Here is a 21,326-nt window from a genome sequence, read left to right as displayed (position 1 = left end):
AATACCTAAACTGAAACTGAATGACAGATCGACAGGAATGCCCGCGCATCGAGCGAGGCGCCACCGATCAGGCCGCCGTCGATATCGGGCATCGCAAACAATTCGGCGGCATTTTCCGGCTTGACGCTTCCGCCATAGATAATCTGTACCGCCTGAGCCACCTCCGGGTTCCACCGGCCGATGAGGCTCCGGATGTGGTAATGCACTTCCTGGGCCTGCCCGGTGGTCGCGCTGTGGCCCGTCCCTACCGCCCAAACGGGCTCGTAGGCAATCACAGCATGCTCCAGGGACTGGACGCCGGCGAATTCGAACACCGTATCGATCTGCGCCCCGATCACCGCGAGAGTCCTGCCATGCTCCCTCTGCTCCAGCGTTTCGCCGACGCAGAGGATCGGCTTCAGATGCCCCTGGATGGCCTGCTCATAACGGGAAGCCACCAGTTCGTTGGACTCTCCGTAGAGCAGCCGCCGCTCCGAGTGTCCGACGATGACGATCTCGCAGCCGAACTCGCGCAGCATGCCGGCCGAAATCTCGCCGGTGAAGGCCCCGGAGTTGTGGTCCGCGACGTTCTGGGCGCCGAGCATTACCTTGGTTCCCTTGAGTATCTCGGATGCCTGGGGAATGTAGACGAACGGGACGCACACCCCGACTTCCGCCTTGCAATCTCCGATGCCGGCCAGAATGTCGTTCAGCAGGCGAGCCACGCTCGCGCTCCTGCCGTTCATCTTCCAGTTTCCAATCACCAGAGGACGACGCATCAATCCCGACTCCTCGGAAAAATTGGTCGATTATACCGTCGTGTGAGACCTTTTCAATGCCGGATGATGAACCGAAGCCGCGCTAACCCACCCAACGTCTGGCGTTGCGGAACATTCGCATCCACGGGCCATAATCCCCCCAATCCCTGGCCCGCCAGGAGTTCTGCACGCTGCGGAAACAGCGTTCCGGATGCGGCATCATGATGGTGAAACGCCCGTCCGGCGTGGTCAGTCCGGTGATGCCGTGGGGAGAGCCGTTGGGATTGAACGGAAAGACCTCGGCAATCCTGCCGTAGTTGTCGACGAAGGCCGCCGCCACCAGCTGGCGCGCATCGCCCGCTCCGGCACGGTATTCGACCCGGCCCTCGCCGTGCGAGACCACGACCGGCAGCCTCGACCCCGCCATGCCGTCGAAGAAAATCGAACGGGACGGCTGAATTTCCACCATGGCGACCCGCGCCTCGTACTGCTCGGACCGGTTGCGGACGAAACGGGGCCAGTTCTCCGCCCCGGGGATCAGATCGTGCAGTTGCGAAAGCATCTGACAGCCGTTGCAGACGCCGAGCCCGAACGTGTCCTCCCTGTGGAAGAAGGCCGAGAACGCCTCCCGCAGCCGCGGGTTGTAGAGGATCGACTTGGCCCAGCCGCCACCCGCCCCGAGCACATCGCCGTAGGAGAACCCGCCGCAGGCCGCCAGCCCCCGGAAGCCCGCCAGGTCGAGCCGGCCTTCCGCCAGATCGCTCATGTGCACGTCGACGCAGGCGAAGCCGGCGGCGTCGAACGCCGCGGCCATTTCCATGTGGCCGTTGACGCCCTGCTCCCGCAGGATCGCCATCCGTGGCCGGGCGAGGTTGAGATAGGGCGCTGCCACATCGGCGTTCAAATCGAAACTTAGCTTGGCATGCAAACCCGGGTCGCCGTCATCGAACAGGGCCTCGTACTGCTGCCGCGCGCATTCCGGATTGTCCCGCAACGCCTGCATACGGTAGCTGGTCTCGGACCAGATGCCCTGCAGTTCGGCGCGGCCGGCACTGAACACCGGTACGCCGCCGTGATGCACCACGATCCGGCTGTCGGAGCGCGGCGCCCCGATCACCTGGCTGCAGGCACCCAGCCCGGCATCCTCCAGCCGCACCATCACGGCGGGCAGATCCTCGCTGGCCACCTGGATGACCGCACCCAGCTCTTCGGCGAAGGAGGCCGCCACGGGATCGCCGAGATGATCGAGCTGCAGGTCGACACCGGTCCTCGCGGCGAAGGCCATCTCCGCGACCGTGACGAAAAGGCCGCCGTCGGACCGGTCGTGATAGGCGAGGATCAGTCCGTCCGCGTTGAGCGACTGAACCACGCCGAAAAATGCCCGGAACAGGGCCGGGTCGTCGAGATCCGGGCAAGTCTCGCCCATTTGCCCATAAACCTGGGCCAGCGCCGAGCCACCCAAACGGTTGCGCCCCTGGCCCAGATCGATCAGGACCAGCACCGAGTCGCCGACGTCAAGGCGCAGCTCCGGCGTCAGCGTCCGCCTCACGTCGGTCACCGGAGCGAACGCCGACACGATCAGAGACAGCGGCGATGTCATGGCCACGTCCTTGCCGCTCTCCCGCCAGACGGTGCGCATCGACAGAGAGTCCTTGCCGACGGGAATGGCGACACCCAGCGCCGGGCACAGCTCCAGGCCCACGGCGCGCACCGTGTCGAACAAACGGGCATCCTCACCGGGGGCGCCGGCCGCTGCCATCCAGTTGGCCGACAGCTTCACGTCGTGCAGCGCAGCGATCGGGGCCGCGAGGATGTTGGTCAGCGCCTCGCCCACCGCCATGCGGCCGGATGCCGGCGCGTCGATGACGGCGATGGGCGAGCGCTCGCCCATGGCCATGGCTTCACCGGTCACGGCGCGGAAGCCCGATGCGGTCACCGCGACGTCAGCCACCGGCACCTGCCACGGACCCACCAGCTGGTCCCGCGCCACCAGCCCGCCCACCGACCGGTCGCCGATGTGGATCAGGAAGCTCTTGTCCGCCACCGCGGGCAGGCGCAGCACCCGCTTGACGGCGTCGCGCCAGTCGAAGCCGGGGAAGTCCAGCGGTTTCAAGGCCGGGCGGAGCCGGCGGACATCGCGCAGCATCCTGGGCGGTTTGCCGAACAGCAGGGACATCGGGATCGCCACCGGATGGTTGGCGAATCGCAAGTCGTTGACCACCAGGTCTTCGTCCGCCGTCGCATGACCGATCACCGCGAACGGGCAGCGCTCGCGTTCGCACAGGGATTGGAAGCGTTCCAGCAGTTCGGGGCGCAGGGCCAGCACGTAACGCTCCTGGGACTCGTTGCACCAGAGCTGCATCGGTGACAGCCCCGGTTCTGCGCTAGGGATGTTCCGCAGCTCGAAACGCCCGCCCCGGCCGCTGTCGTGGATGATTTCCGGCACGGCGTTGGACAGCCCTCCGGCGCCGACGTCATGAATCGACAGGATCGGGTTGTCTTCGCCGAGGGCGACGCAATGGTTGATGACCTCCTGGCAGCGCCGCTGCATTTCCGGGTTGTCGCGCTGGACCGAGGCGAAATCGAGATCCTCGGCGCTTTCGCCGGAAGCCACCGACGATGCCGCCCCGCCGCCCAGGCCGATCAGCATGGCCGGCCCGCCCAGTACCACGATGGGCGCGCCCGGCGGAATGTCCCTCTTGCCCAGGTTGACTTCGCGGATGTTGCCCATGCCGCCGGCCAGCATGATCGGCTTGTGGTAACCGTACAGGCTCGCGCCATCCGGCGAAAGCTGCTGGAAGGTGCGGAAATAGCCGCACAGGTTGGGGCGGCCGAATTCGTTGTTGAATGCCGCGCCGCCGATCGGCCCCTCCAGCATGATCTGCAGGGGAGAGGCGATGCGGCCCGGCTTGCCGCTGTCGATCTCCCAAGGCTGGACGAAATCCGGGATGCGCAGATGCGAGACCGAGAATCCGGTGAGTCCGGCCTTGCTGTGCGAACCGCGCCCGGTGGCGCCCTCGTCGCGAATCTCGCCGCCGACGCCGGTGGCGGCGCCAGGGAAGGGCGAGATCGCGGTCGGATGATTGTGGGTCTCCACCTTCATCACCAGATGCGCCGGCTCTTCCCGGTAGCCGTAGGCGAAGCCGTCGGGCTCGCGGAGCAGCACCTCGGCCCGCGCCCCTCGGACGACCGCGGCGTTGTCGCTGTAGGCCGAGACGATGCCCTCGGGACTCGCCTTGCTGGTGTGGCGGATCATGCCGAACAGGGTCTGATCCTGCGCCTCGCCGTCGATCCGCCATTGCGCGTTGAATATCTTGTGGCGGCAGTGCTCGGAATTCGCCTGGGCGAACATCATCAGCTCGATGTCGCTGGGATTGCGCGACATCGCCCTGTAGCTCGTTTCCAGGTAGTCCAGTTCGTCTTCCGAGAGCGCCAGCCCCAGACCGGCATTGGCCTTGACCAACGCCCACCGGCCCTCCTGCATGAGCGGAACGTATTGCAGCGGCTCCGGCTCGCGGTGGCGGAACAGCATCTCTTCCTGCCCGCGGCTGAGGACGGTCTGGGTCATGCGATCGTGCAGGAGGGCCTTGACGGCATCGCGCTGCATGGCGGACAGCTCGCCGTCGAGCTGCAGCGCGTAGGCGATGCCTCGCTCGACCCGGCAGACCGCTTCCAACCCGCAGCGGCGAACGATCTCGGTCGCTTTGCTGGACCAGGGCGAAATCGTCCCGATCCGCGGCGTCACCAGGAAGGTTTCTCCCGCCTCCGCCTCGCTCTCGATTGCGCCGTAATGCAAGACTTGCCGCAGCAGCCGGTTCTCGGCCTCGTCCAGGTCGCGCGCCAGTTCCCCGAAATGGATGAATCTGGCGTCGACCTTGCGGACGATCGGAGCGGCGGCGCGCAAGGAAGCCAGCAGGCGATTGGCACGAAATACGGACAAGGCCGATGGCCCCGGAATACAGACAACCATGGCTATGGCTCGCAGACTGTGGAAAAAGTTCGAAAACCGCCTTATTCGGCGGGCTGGGCGGATTCTTCCGGCTGCCCGGCGTCATTCTCCTTGCCGGACGCCGGCGGAGCGCTTGCGGATTTCTGGAACTGCGCGTGTATCGTTTTCAGCAGTTCGAGCCCCAGCCCGGATTGCTGTGGATCATCCCGGCCATCGGTCACGAAAACCTGGGTAATCTTGCCTTTCTGCTCGACATGGACCCGGAACGCCGAAGCCGTGCTGTCGCTGCCGCCGCCGAACAAGCCGGAGAACAGCCCCACGTCTTCCGGAGCGCGCTGGCCGGTGCCGTTGTAATAGACCTCGAATATGCCTTTCGCCTGGTCCTCCCCGACCACCTCGAGCTTGGCGCGGCCCAGCGCACGGTTGACCGAGCGCCACGCGTCCTCGAACGGCGCCTCCACCTCGATCAGGGGCACGTCGCTCAAGTCCTGGGCCAGCGTGGTCTTCGGATCGGGCGCGTCGGACTCGGGCTCGGGCTCGGAAACCGCCCGAGGAGCTCGATCCTGATCCTCTTTCGCTTGAAGGGCTTCCGTCTGGGCTGCGGAGGCGACCGCTCCCTCGATGGTCGACGAGCTCAAATCCGGCGGAATTTCCAGCGGCGGAATTTCCGAATGATAGCGGTACTGCTTCTGCTTGTCCGGAAAGAAACTGGCGATATAAGTACAGCCGGCCAGCAGCCAGAACCCGCCGCCGAGAGCCAGCCACCTGAATGCTTTGCCCATGGGATGATCCTCAGATCGCGCCGGCTTGGCGCAGCGCCTGGCGCACCGGCTCCCGGCACGACTCGTCCAGCCAGGTCAGCGGCAGGCGGATACCCTCCTTGATCAGCCCCATCTCGCACAATGCCCATTTCACGGGTATGGGGTTGGACTCGATGAACAGCTCGCGGTGCAAGGCTTCGAGCCGCCGGTTGAAAGCCTCGGCGCTGGTCCGGTCTCCGGCGATGGCTGCCCGACACATTTCGTGCATGAGCCGGGGCGCCACGTTGGCCGTGACGGAAATCACCCCGCTCCCGCCCCTCAGACAGAACTCGCAAGCCGTCGCGTCATCACCGGAATACAGGGCGAAGCCCTCGGGACACAGCGCCCGGATCTCGGCCAGCCGTTCGAGCTTGCCGGTCGCTTCCTTGATGCCGACGATGCCTGGAACTTCGGCCAGCCTCCCCACCGTGGCCGGCAGCATGTCGCAGCCGGTACGGCCGGGCACATTGTAAAGAATCTGCGGAATGTCCACCGCCTCGGCGACCGCCCGGTGATGCCGGTAGAGGCCCTCCTGAGTCGGCTTGTTGTAATAGGGTGTGACGAGCAGACAGGCATCCGCGCCGACGGCCTTGGCCTTGGCGGTCAGGCTGATGGCCTCGGTGGTTGCATTCGCGCCGGTACCGGCAATGACCGGAATGCGGCCGGCCACCTGCTCCACCACCAGCCGGATGACTTCGGTGTGCTCCTCCTCGTCCAGCGTCGCCGATTCACCGGTCGTCCCCACCGCCACGATGGCGTCCGTTCCCTGTTCGATGTGGAACTCGACGAGCCGCCTCAGGCCGGGGATGTCCAGCCCCCCATCGGGCTCCATGGGAGTTGCCAGGGCAACGATACTGCCTTGAATCATTCGATGCATCCGCTAAAAAGTGTCGATGGTAGCGTGTCGCCCCTATCACTGACAACACGGGAAAGGGCATTCCGGAACGGCTTGGAAAATGCCCCGGACGACGTCGCCAGACCGCTACTCCTGAACCGTCGCCAGGGACAGCCGGTTGACCCCGGCCTTGTGGGCGGTGGCCAGCACCTTGGCGACGACGGCATAGCTCACCGCCTGGTCGGCATGGACGATGTACAGGGCGTCCGGATTCTGCTGCACCGCTTCCCGGAGCCTGGCTTCCAGCTGCGCCAGATCGGCGATCTCGGTCTTGTCCAGCACGATGCGTCCCTGGGCGTCGATGCCGATCGGGGTCGACTTGTTGTCGTCCGAGGCGGCCACCGCGCCGGTCTTGGGCAGGTTGACGTTCATGCTCTGGGTCAGCAGCGGCGCCGTCACCAGGAACACGATCACCAGCACCAGCATGACGTCGACCAGCGGGGTGACGTTGATCTCGCTCATCACTTCATCGTTGTCGCCCCCGGTTTTCATGGCCATGGCGGTCTCCTTCACTCGCCCTGAGCGTAGCCGACGGGGCGGTGGGCGGTCTCGGCGCTGACCAGGTGCAGGAAGTCTTCGGCGAAGATTTCCAGCGCCTGCTGCCGGCGCCGCGATTGCCGCATCAAAAAGTTGTAGGCCAGCACGGCGGGCACCGCGACGGCGATGCCGATGGCGGTGGCGATCAGCGCCTCGCCGATCGGACCGGCCACCACCTCGAGGCTGGCCTTGCCGCTTTTGCTGATGTCCTGCAAGGCATGCATGATGCCCCAGACGGTCCCGAACAGGCCCACGAAAGGCGCCGTCGACCCGATGCTGGCAAGGACCGTGAGCCCAATGTCCGACAGCCGCGATTCGCGCTCCAGTTGCCGCTTGAGCTTGCGCTCCAGGGTGGCGAGTAGATCGCCTCTGTATTTGAGGGCCGGCGGATGGTTCTGGCTGGCGCTGTCGAGCACATCGAAGCCGGCGCTGGCGAGCCGGACGACGGGCGAGGTCTTGCCGGCGGCGATTTCCCCGCGGGCCTCGTCGAGGCTGGAGGCGCCCCAGAACCGTTCTTCGAAACTCCGGTTGGCGAGGCTCTGCCGCCAATATTGCCAGACCTTGAGAACGATGAGCGTCCAGGTGAGGACGGAAAACGAGATCAGTACCCAGAGGGTGACGTTGATGATGAGGGTGGACGTATCGGTGACCATGATTCCTGCCGAGTGCTGTCAATGAGTCAGAGAGAATTCGAGCGGTACCACGACCCAGCTGGCCACCGCCTTGCCGCCCTTGGTCGCCGGGACGAAGCGCCAGCGGCGGACCGTTTCCATCGCGGACTCGTCGAGGATGTCGTGGCCGCTGCTGGCTTGCAGCTCGACTTCGGCCGGCAGGCCCGTCGGCAAGACGTGGACCTTGAGCATGACCTTGCCCTGCCAGCGCTGCTTCTTGGCGAATACCGGGTAGTCGGGCAGCGGATTGTGCAAATAATTGGCGCTGAAGTTCGCAGGCGTCGAAGGCGGGACGGCCGGCGCCCCCACAGCGCCGCCTCCCTCGGCCCGCGCAGCCGGAGCGCTTTCGGGCGGCGGCGCGCTGGCGGGCTCGCTCTTGGCCGACGCCTCTTCGGCGGGCCGGACCGGCAAAGGTTTGGGCAAAGTCTTGGCCACCGGTTTGGGCTTGGCGACGGGTTTCGGCTTGGGCGGAGTCACCGGCTTCGGCGGCGCGGTCGGCGCCGGCGCGGGAGATGCCGCCGGTTCCTGTGCCTTCGGCGCCAGCATCTGCAGGGAAACCTCGATGGCCTGCTGCGGCACGCGCGCCGGTTCCAGCCGCTTCATCTCCCGCCAGGCCAGCCACAGGCCGAGATGCGCCACGGAAACCAGCAGCAGGATCACCGCGCCCGGTCGATAGAAGGATTCGGTCGTTGGGGGCAAGGGGCGGAGAACGGACAAGAGAAGGATCGGAACCACACGAGATGAACTATCATACAGGGTCTCCGATACCGATTCCTAGTCGCGACTCCCACCGCAAATCCACCGTATCAAGCTTATCTTCAAGACCTTACCCCTACTCGGACCATCATGCCTGAATTGACCAGTTATCTGGACTACATCCTCCATCTCAACCGGCATCTGCCGGAGCTGGCGGCGGCCCACGGCAGCCGGATCTACCTGAGCCTGTTCCTGGTCGTGTTCTGCGAAACCGGCCTCATCGTCCTCCCCTTCCTGCCCGGCGATTCGCTGCTGTTCGCCGCCGGCGCGGTGGCGGCTACCGGCGCCATGGACGTTTCGACCCTGGGCCTCGTCCTCGCCACGGCGGCGATCGTGGGCGATGCCGTCAACTACCTGGTGGGCTATTTCTTCGGATACAAGCTCCACGACCGCGATTTCCTGCGCTTCATCGACCGGAAACACATCGAGCGCACGCACAGCTATTTCGAGCACTACGGCAAGATGACCATCATCATCGCCCGCTTCGTGCCGATCGTGCGGACCTTCGCCCCTTTCCTGGCCGGCGTCGGCAGCATGCGGTACGTGGTATTCGCCACCTTCAACATCATCGGCGGCCTGCTCTGGGTGGGCCTCCTGGTTGGGGCGGGCTATGGCTTCGGCAACATCCCCTGGGTCAAGGACAATTTCAGCGTCGTGGTGCTGTCCATCATCGCCGTCTCGGTGCTCCCCCTCGTGATCGGCTATCTGCGCGAGCGCTCGGCCCAAGCCGCACCCGCCCGGAAAAGCTGACCCAAGTCATTTCGACACGCCCTTCCACATCCATCTGGTTCCCCCATGCTGCTTCCCGACTGGCTCAATGCCCTGATCCTCGGCCTCGTCGAAGGCCTGACCGAATTTCTGCCGGTGTCGAGCACCGGCCATCTCATCCTCGTGGGCGAGTTGCTCGAATTCAACGACGACCGCGGCAAACTCTTCGAGGTCGTCATCCAATCCGGGGCGATCCTCGCCGTGTGCTGGGAATACCGGCGCAAGCTCGTCGAGCTGCTGTTCGGCCTCGGCCACAGCCGGCAGGCCCGCCGCTTCGTCATGAACCTCATCATCGCCTTCGTCCCCGCCGGCGTCGTGGGATTCCTGGCCGGCAAGGCCATCAAGGCTCACCTTTTCAACTCCGCCACGGTGACGACCACTTTCATCCTGGGCGGGCTGGTCATCCTTTGGGTGGAACGGCGCAAACGCCCCCCGCGGGTGGCATCCATCGACGACATCGACTGGCGCCTGGCGCTCAAGCTGGGCCTGTTCCAGACCCTGGCGATGATCCCCGGTACCTCACGCTCCGGCGCCACCATCATCGGCGGCCTGCTGCTGGGGCTTTCGCGCCGGGCCGCCACCGAATTCTCGTTCTTCCTGGCCATCCCGACGCTGTTCATCGCCACGGCCTACGACCTCTACAAGACCGGAGGAATCCTCCACGTGGAAGACCTTTCTTCCTTCGGGATCGGCTTCGCGGCGGCCTTCGTCAGCGCCTTCCTCGCCGTGCGGGGGCTGCTGCGCTACATCGGCGGACATGATTTCACCGCCTTCGCCTGGTACCGGATTGCCTTCGGCCTGGTCGTGCTGGCTACAGCCCATTACGGGCTGGTCGCCTGGAGCGCCTGAGCGCCGGGCCTGACGTGATAAACTTTCCGCCAAACTCCCGCCCAACAACCCCAGTCCTCATCGAATGCAAATCGTCGCAACCATACTGGGCGCCTATCGCCTGAACCTGATCGCCGAAATCAGCCAGGTGGTGAGCGAATGCCGATGTACCCTGCTCGAAAGCCGGATGACCGAACTCGGCACCGAATTCGCCGGCCATCTGATGGTGGAAGGCAACTGGAACCACATTGCCCGGTTCGAAAGCGCGCTGGAAAACCTGGCCGCCCGCTATGCGCTCAAGATCCACATGCTGCGGGCCCCCGAAGACAAGCCGCGGGAAGACGACGCGATTCCTTACGCCGTGGACGTGGTGGCCGGAGAGAACGGCAGCCACCTCTTCGAACTCGCGGATTTCTTCGTCGCCCGCAACATCAAGATCCTGGACGTCAGCACCAGCCGTCCACCCGCGCCGTACAGCGGGACGCCGATGTTCATCGGCCACCTCACCGTGATGATCCCGCCGGACCTGAAAATCATCCCGTTGCGGGACGAATTCGTCGAATTCTGCGACCGGCAAAACCTCGATGCCATCCTGGAGCCGGTCAAACGCTGACCCGTTTTCCCACAGGAGCCTCCCCATGAGCACACCGACGATCGGCCAGCCCGTTCCGGACTTCCGGGCCGAATCGACCGCGGGCCGGCCGTTCCAACTGTCCGAACGGCGCGGCCGCTACCTGGTCCTTTATTTCTATCCCAAGGACAGCACGCCGGGATGCACCCAGGAGGGCCAGGATTTCCGCGACCTTTATCCCGAATTCCAGAAGCTCGGCGCGGACATCGTGGGCGTTTCCCGCGACAGCCTGAAATCGCACGAGCGCTTCCGCTGCAAGTACGAATTCCCGTTCGAACTGCTCTCCGACGGCGACGAAACGCTGTGCCAGATGTTCGATGTCATCCGCATGAAAAACCTGTACGGTAAACAGGTGCGAGGCATCCAGCGCAGCACGTTTCTGATCGATGCCGAAGGACGGCTCGCCGCCGAATGGCGCAAGGTCAGCGTCAAAGGCCATGCCGAGGCGGTGCTCCGGGCCGTCGCAGGGCTCGCCGCGAAGAGCTCCGCTTGACCCCTTCGGAAAGGGAAAACCGCACATGACGTCCGCCGCCGATCGCAAGTTGTTCGTGCTCGACACCAATGTGCTGATGCACGATCCCGCCTCGCTGTTCCGCTTCCAGGAACACGACATCTTCATCCCGATGATCGTGCTGGAAGAGCTCGATCACGGCAAGAAGGGCTTGTCCGACGTGGCGCGGAACGCCCGCCAGGCCAGCCGCTTCCTCGACGAACTGGTCCACCTGACCGCCCTGGACGACATCGACCAGGGCATCCCGCTGACGCGGACCGACTACGCCGGCCGCATCGACGAGCGCTGCCAGGGCCGACTGTTCTTCCAGACGCGCCGCCTCGCGGCCTCCCTCCCCGTGAGCCTGCCCGGCGACATTCCGGACAACTCGATCCTGGCGACGCTCCTGGCGCTGTCCGAAGAATGCCCCCACCGGCAGGTGGTGCTGGTGTCGAAAGACATCAACATGCGCATCAAGGCCACGGTGCTTGGCCTTCGGGCCGAGGACTACCACAACGACCAGGTGCTGGACGACGTCAACCTGCTCTACAGCGGCGCTATCGAACTTCCGCCCGACTTCTGGGACACCCACGGCGGCAAGATGGAGTCCTGGCAGGAGCGAGGCCGCACCTTCTACCGGGTCCAGGGCCCGCTGGTGAAGGACTTCTTCCCCAACCAGTACCTCTATCTGGCCGACGAATCCCAGTTCGAAGCCATCGTGCGCCGGCGCGAGAACGGCAGCGCCGTGATCGAGCTGGCCCGCGACTTCCGCACGCCGCAGCATGCCGTCTGGGGCATCCAGGCCCGCAACCGCGAACAGAATTTCGCGCTCAACGTCCTGCTCGATCCGGACATCGACTTCGTCACCCTGCTCGGCAGCGCCGGCACCGGCAAAACCCTGCTGGCCCTGGCCGCCGGCCTGGTCATGACGCTGGACCAGAAGCTGTACCGCGAGATCATCATGAGCCGGGAGACGATTCCGCTGGGCGAGGACATCGGCTTCCTGCCCGGCACGGAGGAAGAGAAGATGACGCCCTGGATGGGCGCGCTGCTCGACAACCTGGAACTGCTCAGCAGCCACGAGAACGCCGGCGCCTGGGAACGGGCGGCGACCAACACCCTGCTGCTCAACCGGGTCAAGGTGCGTTCGCTCAACTTCATGCGCGGCCGCACCTTCCTGAACCGCTACATCATCCTCGACGAGGCCCAGAACCTGACCTCGAAGCAGATGAAGACCCTGATCACCCGCGCCGGCCCCGGCACCAAGATCGTCTGCCTCGGCAACATCGGCCAGATCGACACGCCCTACCTCACCGGCACCACCTCGGGCCTCACCTATGTCGTCGACCGCTTCAAGCAATGGCCGCATGCAGCCCACATCACGCTGCGCCGTGGCGAACGCTCGCGGCTGGCGGATTTCGCTTCGGACACGCTCTGACCCCCGGACTTACCGTCCACCGGCGGCGGGCATTTCGCCTTCCCCCAACCGCGGCCACGCACTGAGCACCGCCTTCACCAGCGTGGCCAGCGGGATGGCAAAGAACACGCCCCAGAATCCCCACCAGCCGCCGAAGAACAGGATCGCCACGATGATGGCCACGGGGTGGAGATTGACGACCTCTGAAAACAGCAGCGGCACCAGCATGACCCCATCCAATGCCTGGATGATGGCGTAGGCCAGCATCAGGTACCAGAAATCGTCGGAGACGCCCCACTGGAAGAACGCGACGATCATGACCGGAAAGGTCACCAGGGTCGCGCCGACGTAGGGGATGATGACCGAAAGTCCCATCAGCACTGCCAGCAGCAGGGCGTAGTTCAGGCCCATCAGGGAAAAGGTCACGAAGCTCGCCGCGAACAGGATGACGATCTCGACGAACTTGCCCCGCACATAGTTCCCGATCTGCATGTCGACCTCCTTCCACACCCGGTTGGAGAGGTTGCGGTCGCGCGGGAGGTACTGGGTGAACCAGCCCAGGATGCGATCCTTGTCCTTGAGGAAGAAGAACACCAGGAGCGGCACCAGGATGAAATAGACCACCACGGTGATGAGGCTGACCAGCGAGGCATAGGAATAGGTCAGCATGGATTGCCCGTACGAGATCAGCTCCTGCCGGATCACGCCGATCAGCTCGTTCACCTGCTCCTGGGTGACGTAGTCCGGATAGCGCTCCGGCAATTCCATGATCAGCACCTGCCCGCGGTTGACCCAGCTCGGCGCCTGCTCGATCAATTGAAGGGTCTGCTGGTACAGCAGCGGCAGCAGTCCGATGAAAATGACCAGCAGCAGCGTCAGGAACAGAACATAAACCACGATGACCGAGACCAGCCGCGGGAGCTTCCTTTGCTCGCCGATCTCGACGATGCCCTCCAGCAGGTAGGCGATGACGCCGGCGGCGAACACCGGCATCAGCATCTTGGCCAGGCTGACCACGACGATGAAGCCGACCACCAGCAGAATCGCAAACGAGACGGCCTGGGCGTTGGGAAGTATCCGCCTGAACCAGTCGCTGAGCCATTCGCGCAAGTGCTGCATCTCCCCCTCCCTTAAGTTCTTGTAGTTATTTTGTGTGCCCCGCCGGGCATTTGAGCGGAATGGTACTACACGACCGCTACGTCTTCTCCTGTGCCGCTTGCGCTTGCGCGGTCCTAATGGCTACTCTCACGGTTTTTGTATGACGGATCCGTTGACTGCATGAGTTTGCTGCTGGGCATCGACCTCGGGGGAACGAAGGTCGAACTGATCGCCCTGACCTCCCACGGCCGGGAACTGCTCCGGCGCCGCGCCGACACCCCCCAAGGCAATTACCCGGAAACCATCCGGACCATCATGAAACTGGTCGAGGAGGCCGAAGACGAGCTGGCCGAGAAAGGCACGGTGGGGATCGGCACGCCGGGCGCGGTGTCGGCATCGACCGGCCGGCTCAAGAACTCCAACTCGGTATGTTTGAACGGCATGCCGCTGCGGGAAGACTTGGCACGGGCGCTGGGGCGGCCGGTGCGGCTGGCGAACGACGCCGACTGCTTCGCCCTGTCCGAAGCCGTGGACGGCGCCGCGGCCCGTGCCGAAATCGTGTTCGGGGTGATCCTGGGCACCGGCGTGGGCGGCGGCATCGTGGTGCGGGGCAAGCTGCTCAACGGCGCCAACGCCATCGCCGGAGAGTGGGGCCACAATCCGCTGCCCTGGCCGCAAGGCGTCGAACGTCCCGGCCCGCCCTGCTACTGCGGCAGGAGCGGCTGCATCGAAACCTTCCTGTCCGGCCCCGGACTCGCCCGCGACCACGAGCGCCGAACCGGCGAATCCCTGGACGCCAAGACCATCGCCGAACGCGCGGAAGTCGGCTATTCGACCTGCCGCGGCAGCATGGCGCTGTACGAGGACCGGCTGGCCCGCGCACTGGCCCATGTCATCAACATCGTGGACCCGCACGTCATCGTGCTGGGCGGCGGGCTTTCCAACTGCTCGCGGCTGTACGCCAACGTACCGCGGCTGTGGGGACAGTACGTGTTCTCCGACCGGGTCGATACCAAGCTGGTGCCGCCGCGCTATGGCGATTCCAGCGGGGTACGGGGAGCGGCCTGGCTGTGGAAGCGCTGAACTACCGGGCCGGCGCGGACCAGAACACTCCCGGTGGCAGGCCGCCTCCACCCTGTGCGAACCCGGCTCCGCCGAACCTGCGCAATAGCGCATAGACCTTTTCCGCGCTGGCGGCCTGGGCCGCGCCGGTTTCCGTAATCCGACCCTCGCAGTAGCCCCGGCGCAAGGCCGCCAGCACTTCCGGCCTGGTTTCGCCGCTCAAGGGAGCGACCGTCGCCCAGGCTTCATCGGAGGTGCAGAGCGCTTCCCGCGCGCCATCCATGCCCTTGAGCAGCCCCTCCAGCCCCGCCCGGTTGCGGCGCACCCAGCCTTCGCGGAATACCAGGCCAAGGCTGGCCATCTCCGAATTGACGCCGAGGTCCCGCAGGACTTCCCTGCCGTCGATCAGGCGGCGGAAGCCCTCGCTTTCCAGCCTGGCAGCGAAATGCCAGTAGGTGAGCAGCGCATCGAGCCGCCCCTGCTTGAGCTGTTGGGCCAGCAGCGGCGGGGCGCCGAACACCGGCTCGGCCTGGGCCGCCAGATCGAGGCCGTATTTTTGCTGGGCCGCGCCTTTGAGCAGCAGCCAGTTCTTGTCCAGGCCGCCGCCGACCACGCCCAGCCGCTTGCCCTGGAGATCGGCCAGGGTCCGGATGGCGGAATCCGCCTTCACCATGAGCACCCCCTGATGGCTGGAATACGGCACGAAACTGTAATCCGCCCCCTTCTCCCGCTGCCGCGCCACCCAGATCCAGTCGGTCGCGATCACATCGAGGCTGCCGCCCTGCAGGGCGATCTTGCCCGCATCAGGACCTGCCAGCATCGTCACGTCCAGCACCACGCCATTGGCTTTATCCAGCCCGCCATGGCGCATCGCCGCCACTTCCCAGTGGACGGTTCCGGTCGCCAAGGTACCGATGCGGACGGTCGCCGGCTCGGCGGCGATGAGGGAAAACGATGCGCCGAGCAAGCCGGCGATGAACGACAGGCGCTTCAGGATCATTCGTAGGCTCCAAGGACCAGTAAACCGTGCATTATGCGTGCACCGCCGGATCGAAACCATGTCGGCCGCGTTTTCGATTACCATGGCTTCCTCGGACCCGCCTGGAAACAGCCGCATGAAAGCCGTCGTCATCCCCGTCACCCCGTTCCAGCAGAACTGCACGATCCTCGGCTGCGAGGCCACCGGCCTGGGCGCCGTGGTCGATCCCGGCGGCGAGCTGGACCGGATCATGGCCGCGGCCGAGGACGCCGGCTTCACCCTGAGCAAGATCCTGCTGACCCACGCCCATGCCGACCACGCCGCCGGCGCCGCCGCCCTCGCCACGCGCCTCGGCATCCCGATCGAAGGCCCGCATCGGGACGATGCGTTCTGGATCGAAATCCTGCCCCAGCAATGCCTGATGTTCGGCCTGCCGCGGGCCACGGTCTTCACCCCCGACCGCTGGCTGGAGCACGGCGACACGGTGAGCTTCGGCGCGGAGACCCTGGCGGTGTTGCACTGCCCCGGCCACACGCCCGGCCATGTGGTGTTCTTCCATCGTGGCCAGCGGCTGGCCTTGGTCGGCGACGTCCTGTTCAAGGGCTCGATCGGTCGCACCGACTTCCCCCGCGGCGACTACGACACCCTGATCCATTCCATCCGCGAGCGGCTGTTCCCGCTGGGCGACGACGTGACCTTCATTCCCGGCCACGGGCCGACCTCGACGTTCGGCGAGGAGCGGCGCTCCAACCCCTTCGTGGGAGAGGGCATCAGCACTCGATCGGCCGCAGGCTAAAAACCCGGCGCGCCCTCTGAAATCTCGACGAGCCCCTGACCTTTGGGCTAGATTTTCCGCTCCGTCCCACTCGATGACAGGAGCCGACCCCATGTCCACCATCAAAGTCGAAAACAATCCCCCGGAAACCCGCCTCGGCGAACTGGGTGTCAGGCGCTGGCCGACCTGGAGCTGCGGCGTCTCGTCCTTCCCCTGGACCTACGACGAAAGCGAAACCTGCTACATCCTCGAAGGCGAGGTCACCGTCACCCCCAACGGCGGCGAGCCGGTCCGCTTCGGCAAGGGCGACCTGGTCACGTTCCCCGCCGGCCTGTCCTGCACCTGGGATGTGCACGTGCCGGTGAGAAAGCACTACACCTTCGGCTGAGCCGAAGCACCCTTCGCGGACCCGGGCTCCGGCCACCCCATGGACCGCACCGAGCGCTTCTACCGGATCGAACAGATGCTGCGCGAGCGGCGCACCGTGCCGCTCGGGGAGTTTCTCGACGTCCTCGGCGTCTCGCGCGCCACCTTCGTCCGCGATCTCGAATATCTCCGCGAGCGGCTCAACGCCCCCATCGAATGGGACCGCGAACGGCGCGGCTACCGGCTCGGCGAACCCGGCGAACGGACCGGCCACGAACTGCCCGGCCTGTGGTTCAACGCCTCGGAAATCCATGCCCTCCTCACCATGCGCCGGCTGCTGGCCGAGATCCAGCCCGGCCTGCTCGAACCACACGTGCGCCCGCTGCTCGACCGCCTCAACGGCCTGCTGGAACAGGGCGATCGCAGCGTGGGCGAAATCGAAAAGCGGGTCCGCATCATCCAGACCGCTCAGCGCGCCGTCGAGCTGCGCCACTTCGAGCCGGTCGCCACCGCCCTCTTCGAACGCCGCCGGCTGAACATCGGCCATTTCAATCGGGAAACCGGTGCCACCCTCAGCCGCGTCGTCTCGCCCCAGCGCCTCACCCATCACCGCGGCGCCTGGTACCTCGACGGCTGGTGCCACCTGCGCGACGCCCTCCGCCGCTTCGCAATCGATGCCTTGACCACCGTCGAAGCGCTCCCCGAGCCGGCCGTGGACATCGACCCGGCCAGACTCGACGCCCATCTGGACAGCGGCTACGGCATCTTCTCCGGCCCGGCCGGACAATACGCCCGGCTGCGCTTCACGCCCCAACGGGCCCAATGGGTCAGCCGAGAAACCTGGCATCCCCGGCAGCACGGCGAATGGGACGAGGCCGGACGCTATCTGCTGACGGTTCCTTATGCCGACGACCGCGAGCTGGTCATGGACATTCTCAAGCACGGCGCCGAAGTGGAAGTGCTCGAACCACCCCCCCTGCGCCAGAAGGTTCAAGAAGCCATCGCCGACATGGCATCGCTCTACCGGGATTGAAAAAAATTTTTCACTGCCTCACGCCATGAGGCAGTAGGCGCCGTATCTTCCATCCTGCCGCTTTCCTTGAACCAGGAGCAGAACGATGAAAGCAATGTCTTGCGGCCATGAAACGCATGTCCCGCCGTACCGTCGGACCCCCCTTCCCTGTTGCGCCCAGGCCTGCGCAGCTTCCAGTCCCCGAGGCACGAATTTCACCGATCGCTGGAATGACTACGACATCCCGACGTTCATCAGGCGTGGGACCAGGCCGGCGTGGCGTGAAGTGGGAACACAACACAGAACGAGAGGCTCGCCAATGTGAGCGGATCTGCGCCGATATGGCGATCCCCCAGGATTAGCTCTTTGATTTTTGGCGCAATTAGAAAATCATTCGTTTCCATAGCCAGGAATCCGTCATGGCGTCTTTGATGGTGCAAGAAAAATTAGAAACTACTTATTTAGCTCATACGGAAAACGCTTCCGGCGTACCGCACTTGCTGCGAGAGCATCTCTATTTCGTCGGTAAGTTGGCTCGGCATTTTTCCGAAAAGGCATGTCCGGCTTTAAATGAATCGGCCGATTGGGCAGGGCGGCTGCATGACCTGGGCAAGTACCGGGACGAGTTTCAGTCTTACTTGCGAAATCAGCGCGATAGCAGCACCGAAACCCATCACGCCGTCTACGGTGCGGCAGCGGCATTTCAGCGGGAAAGTAATGGGCCGGCTTTCGCCATCGCCGGACATCATGCGGGTCTACATGATCGCGATGCCCTGCAAGAACTGTTGCTCGGGTCCAAATACCAGGCGGAAACGCGTGTTCCTCCGTTGCTGACCCGCTTCGAGCGTGAATTGGGAAAACTACCGGAGCGCATCGCCGACCCCGACTTCATACAAACAAGCCCATATTCTGTCGAGTTCTACATCCGCATGTTGTTCTCCCTGCTGATCGACGCGGACCGGCTCGATACCGAAGCGCATGCCAATGGATTCTGCCGTTTGGCTCCCAAACTGGATGCCGCTGGACTGTTGCAGCGCCTGATGGACGAAAAGAACGCAAAATCCAGCGAAGGTGAACTCAACGCCTTGCGGCACCGCATTTTTCAGGCGTGCCTTGATCGCGCTAACGAAGCTCCGGGCTTTTTCTCCTTGACGGTACCTACCGGTGGAGGCAAGACACTCTCGGGGATGGCTTTCGCCTTGGCCCACGCCGCGCACCACCAGCTACGACGGGTCATCGTAGTCATCCCGTACCTGAGCATCATCGAGCAGAACGCCGCACAGTATCGGCGCATTCTCGACCCGGATGACGAAGGCATCGTCGTGGAGCACCATTCCGCCATACCCGTGCCGGAAGACGTGGACGAATCGCGGCCACTGTCCCCTTTCGAGAAACACCCGGCGGAATACGCGGTGGAGAACTGGGATGCGCCGGTTATCGTCACGACCTCGGTGCAATTCATCGAAACCCTGTTCGCCAGCCGCACCTCCCGCTGCCGCAAGCTGCACAATATCGCCCGTTCCGTGGTGATCTTCGACGAAGTGCAAACCCTGCCTTCGCACCTGCTCAACCCCTTGCTGAACGTGTTCCGCGAATTGCGCCAACACTACGGAACCAGTTTCGTGTTTTCGACCGCGACCCAGCCCGCATTCCGCCGCCGGCCTCTGTCGCTGACGGAAGGATTTTCGCCGGATGAAATCAAGCCGATCCTTGATGACGACGTTGCCAAGGCGGTTTTCCGGCGGCTCAATCGGGTTGCCTTCAAGCCGTTTCCGCGTCCCGACGAAACCTTGGCTTGGGAAACCTTGGCTGAAAGCATGGCCGAGTGCGATCAGGTGCTCTGCGTGGTCAACGTGCGCCGCCATGCCTTCGAACTCTGGGAGAAACTGCGTAACTCGGTCGGGGACAAGGATTCGGTGTTTCATCTCTCCTCGGCCATGTGCGCCGAGCATCGGCTGGCGATACTGGGCGAAGACCGCGATCCCGCACCCGGCACCATCCGCTGGCGCTTGCGTAACCGGCAGCCTTGCCGTTTGGTATCTACCCAATTGATCGAAGCCGGGGTCGACGTGGACTTTCCTGCCGTCTGGCGGGCGCTGGCTCCCATGGATTCCATCGTGCAAACGGCGGGGCGCTGCAACCGGGAGAACTTGTTGACGGATGAAAACGGTAATGCCATACCAGGAAAAGTCATCGTCTTCCGGCCTGAAACTCACAGCCTTCCTGCCGGAATCTACAAAACGGCCACCGGTTTGACGGCAACGCTTTTGGATGGAATGGACATGGAAAAACTGACGACGGACCCCGCCTTGTTCGATCGCTATTTCGATCAGCTCTATCAACTGGTCCCGACCGACCGTAAAATTCAGGAGGAGCGCGAAAAGCTGCATTTTCGCAAAGTCGCCGGATTGGCCCGGGTCATCGAGGATGATACCCAAGCGGCCGTCGTGCCTTATGGAAAAGCGATAGATATTGTTCGCACCATCCGCGAGCGGCCAGTCGAGCCCGGGAAGCCCCGCATTAGCCGCGACGACCTCCGCGCACTGCAGCGCTACATGGTCAATCTGCATACGCGCGATCACCAGCGTTTGCTATCCCTCAAGGCCATACGGCCCTTGCTCCCCAACCTTGATATTCCAGTGCTGGAGGAAGGTTGGTATCACGACCACCTCGGCGTACTCATCGATCAGCGCCCCACGGAGGATTTCCTGCTATGACCGACAACCGTATCACGCTCCGGGTCTGGGGCGATTACGCCTGCTTCACCCGTCCGGAAATGAAGGTGGAGCGGGTGAGCTATCCCGTCATGACGCCGTCCGCTGCGCGCGGCGTGCTCGAAGCCGTGTTCTGGGAACCGGAAATTTATTACCTGATCGACGCCATACATGTGATACGACGCGGAAACTGGTTTTCCTTCCGTCGCAATGAAGTCATCAGCGTCATCAGCCTGGTCAGCGCGAAAACCTGGATGACGTCGCCGGAGGAGGTGTCGCCTATCCAGGCGGGCGGCGGCGCGCCGGACGGAACCCAGCGCAACATGCTGGCCTTGCAGGAGGTGGAATATCTGATCACCGCCGAGGTGAGGCCCAGCGGACTTGGCAGCCGCCACGGCATCAAGACCTATGTCGAGGAAATCCGGCGCCGGGCGCGCAATGGTAAGTGTTATCACCGGCCATATTTGGGCGTGCGCGAGTTCGCCTGCGATTTCGAGTGGGAGGAGGATGCCGAAGCCGCATTCGAACGGCGTCAACAGGAACTCGGCTCGGAGTGGCGCCGTTACGACGAAAACATCGGACTGATGCTGTATGACGTTTTTGCTCCGGAATTACGAGCGCACGGTTTTCGTTGGCTGCAGGAAGATAATGCGGCGGTGGATTCTCCTATCCGTCTGGAACCTGCGAAGAAGCGCAAGTCGAAGGCATTGACGCCGCGCTCCACCGGAGTTCTGGTGAGACCAGAGGCTTTGTTCTTTTTCGCCGACGTCCGTGACGGCAAACTCGACTGCCATCCCAGCCGCGCCCAGTTCGCCGTCAAGCCGGCAATGGAGGCATAGCC

At 64.2% G+C, this 21,326-nt stretch carries 20 protein-coding genes; 11 read left to right on the top strand and 9 right to left on the bottom strand.

What is annotated here, in order from left to right; genetic code table 11:
* Positions 1-5: 5 nt before the first annotated feature.
* From tpiA to GNH96_RS06005, 7 genes are all read right to left on the bottom strand, one after another.
* On the bottom strand, positions 6-758 hold the full coding sequence (gene tpiA / locus GNH96_RS06035) for a triose-phosphate isomerase (protein ID WP_169602851.1): 753 nt from the start codon (positions 756-758) through the stop codon (positions 6-8).
* An 82-nt stretch (positions 759-840) separates the two neighbouring features.
* Positions 841-4,707, bottom strand: a complete 3,867-nt coding sequence (gene purL / locus GNH96_RS06030; RefSeq protein ID WP_169602850.1) for a phosphoribosylformylglycinamidine synthase — start codon at positions 4,705-4,707, stop codon at positions 841-843.
* 41 nt (positions 4,708-4,748) lie between these two features.
* Positions 4,749-5,468: an outer membrane protein assembly factor BamC gene (gene bamC / locus GNH96_RS06025; RefSeq protein ID WP_169602849.1), complete on the bottom strand. Its 720-nt coding sequence runs from the start codon at positions 5,466-5,468 to the stop codon at positions 4,749-4,751.
* Between the two features lie 10 nt (positions 5,469-5,478).
* Positions 5,479-6,354 carry a 4-hydroxy-tetrahydrodipicolinate synthase gene (gene dapA / locus GNH96_RS06020; RefSeq protein ID WP_169602848.1) on the bottom strand — a complete coding sequence of 292 codons (876 nt, stop codon included), beginning with the start codon at positions 6,352-6,354 and terminating at the stop codon, positions 5,479-5,481.
* A 114-nt stretch (positions 6,355-6,468) separates the two neighbouring features.
* Positions 6,469-6,879 carry an ExbD/TolR family protein gene (locus tag GNH96_RS06015; protein WP_169601533.1) on the bottom strand — a complete coding sequence of 137 codons (411 nt, stop codon included), beginning with the start codon at positions 6,877-6,879 and terminating at the stop codon, positions 6,469-6,471.
* A gap of 11 nt (positions 6,880-6,890) precedes the next feature.
* The gene (locus GNH96_RS06010; RefSeq protein ID WP_169602847.1) at positions 6,891-7,571 is read right to left on the bottom strand and encodes a MotA/TolQ/ExbB proton channel family protein; all 681 of its coding nucleotides are present in this window, start codon (positions 7,569-7,571) and stop codon (positions 6,891-6,893) included.
* Positions 7,572-7,589: 18 nt separating this feature from the next.
* The gene (locus tag GNH96_RS06005) at positions 7,590-8,306 is read right to left on the bottom strand and encodes an energy transducer TonB (protein WP_228720036.1); all 717 of its coding nucleotides are present in this window, start codon (positions 8,304-8,306) and stop codon (positions 7,590-7,592) included.
* Between the two features lie 129 nt (positions 8,307-8,435).
* Here GNH96_RS06005 and GNH96_RS06000 point away from each other — a divergent pair, with 129 nt between their 5' ends.
* From GNH96_RS06000 to GNH96_RS05980, 5 genes are all read left to right on the top strand, one after another.
* On the top strand, positions 8,436-9,095 hold the full coding sequence (locus GNH96_RS06000) for a VTT domain-containing protein (protein ID WP_169602846.1): 660 nt from the start codon (positions 8,436-8,438) through the stop codon (positions 9,093-9,095).
* A 45-nt stretch (positions 9,096-9,140) separates the two neighbouring features.
* Complete coding sequence (locus GNH96_RS05995) at positions 9,141-9,962, top strand: undecaprenyl-diphosphate phosphatase (RefSeq protein WP_169602845.1); 822 nt, start codon at positions 9,141-9,143, stop codon at positions 9,960-9,962.
* Between the two features lie 64 nt (positions 9,963-10,026).
* Positions 10,027-10,554: a glycine cleavage system protein R gene (locus GNH96_RS05990; RefSeq protein ID WP_169602844.1), complete on the top strand. Its 528-nt coding sequence runs from the start codon at positions 10,027-10,029 to the stop codon at positions 10,552-10,554.
* Positions 10,555-10,579: 25 nt separating this feature from the next.
* Positions 10,580-11,065, top strand: a complete 486-nt coding sequence (locus GNH96_RS05985) for a peroxiredoxin (RefSeq protein WP_169602843.1) — start codon at positions 10,580-10,582, stop codon at positions 11,063-11,065.
* Positions 11,066-11,090: 25 nt separating this feature from the next.
* On the top strand, positions 11,091-12,500 hold the full coding sequence (locus GNH96_RS05980; protein WP_169602842.1) for a PhoH family protein: 1,410 nt from the start codon (positions 11,091-11,093) through the stop codon (positions 12,498-12,500).
* Positions 12,501-12,509: 9 nt separating this feature from the next.
* Here the strand turns inward: GNH96_RS05980 and GNH96_RS05975 are convergent, their stop codons facing one another.
* The gene (locus tag GNH96_RS05975; protein WP_169602841.1) at positions 12,510-13,598 is read right to left on the bottom strand and encodes an AI-2E family transporter; all 1,089 of its coding nucleotides are present in this window, start codon (positions 13,596-13,598) and stop codon (positions 12,510-12,512) included.
* A gap of 159 nt (positions 13,599-13,757) precedes the next feature.
* Here GNH96_RS05975 and GNH96_RS05970 point away from each other — a divergent pair, with 159 nt between their 5' ends.
* The gene (locus tag GNH96_RS05970) at positions 13,758-14,660 is read left to right on the top strand and encodes an ROK family protein (RefSeq protein WP_169602840.1); all 903 of its coding nucleotides are present in this window, start codon (positions 13,758-13,760) and stop codon (positions 14,658-14,660) included.
* 1 nt (position 14,661) lies between these two features.
* Here GNH96_RS05970 and GNH96_RS05965 read toward each other — a convergent pair whose 3' ends face one another.
* Positions 14,662-15,639, bottom strand: coding sequence for an ABC transporter substrate-binding protein (locus GNH96_RS05965; RefSeq protein WP_169602839.1), 978 nt, complete (start codon positions 15,637-15,639; stop codon positions 14,662-14,664).
* A gap of 115 nt (positions 15,640-15,754) precedes the next feature.
* Here GNH96_RS05965 and GNH96_RS05960 point away from each other — a divergent pair, with 115 nt between their 5' ends.
* The 5 genes from GNH96_RS05960 (at position 15,755) to cas5c (ending at position 21,324) form a co-directional block, all read left to right on the top strand.
* Positions 15,755-16,414: an MBL fold metallo-hydrolase gene (locus tag GNH96_RS05960; protein WP_169602838.1), complete on the top strand. Its 660-nt coding sequence runs from the start codon at positions 15,755-15,757 to the stop codon at positions 16,412-16,414.
* 91 nt (positions 16,415-16,505) lie between these two features.
* On the top strand, positions 16,506-16,781 hold the full coding sequence (locus tag GNH96_RS05955) for a cupin domain-containing protein (protein ID WP_169602837.1): 276 nt from the start codon (positions 16,506-16,508) through the stop codon (positions 16,779-16,781).
* A 39-nt stretch (positions 16,782-16,820) separates the two neighbouring features.
* Positions 16,821-17,792, top strand: coding sequence for a helix-turn-helix transcriptional regulator (locus GNH96_RS05950; RefSeq protein WP_169602836.1), 972 nt, complete (start codon positions 16,821-16,823; stop codon positions 17,790-17,792).
* Between the two features lie 398 nt (positions 17,793-18,190).
* Positions 18,191-20,488 carry a CRISPR-associated endonuclease Cas3'' gene (locus GNH96_RS05945; protein WP_169602835.1) on the top strand — a complete coding sequence of 766 codons (2,298 nt, stop codon included), beginning with the start codon at positions 18,191-18,193 and terminating at the stop codon, positions 20,486-20,488.
* Positions 20,485-21,324, top strand: a complete 840-nt coding sequence (cas5c, locus tag GNH96_RS05940) for a type I-C CRISPR-associated protein Cas5c (RefSeq protein ID WP_169602834.1) — start codon at positions 20,485-20,487, stop codon at positions 21,322-21,324. Before GNH96_RS05945 ends, cas5c begins: the two co-directional genes overlap by 4 nt.
* The last annotated feature ends 2 nt before the right edge of the window (positions 21,325-21,326 follow it).

The organism is Methylococcus geothermalis, assembly GCF_012769535.1.
In the GTDB taxonomy this organism is placed as follows: Bacteria; Pseudomonadota; Gammaproteobacteria; order Methylococcales; family Methylococcaceae; genus Methylococcus; species Methylococcus geothermalis.
The sequence above is the reverse complement of the archived record's forward strand: the minus strand, read 5'-3'. Positions and strand labels throughout refer to the sequence as shown.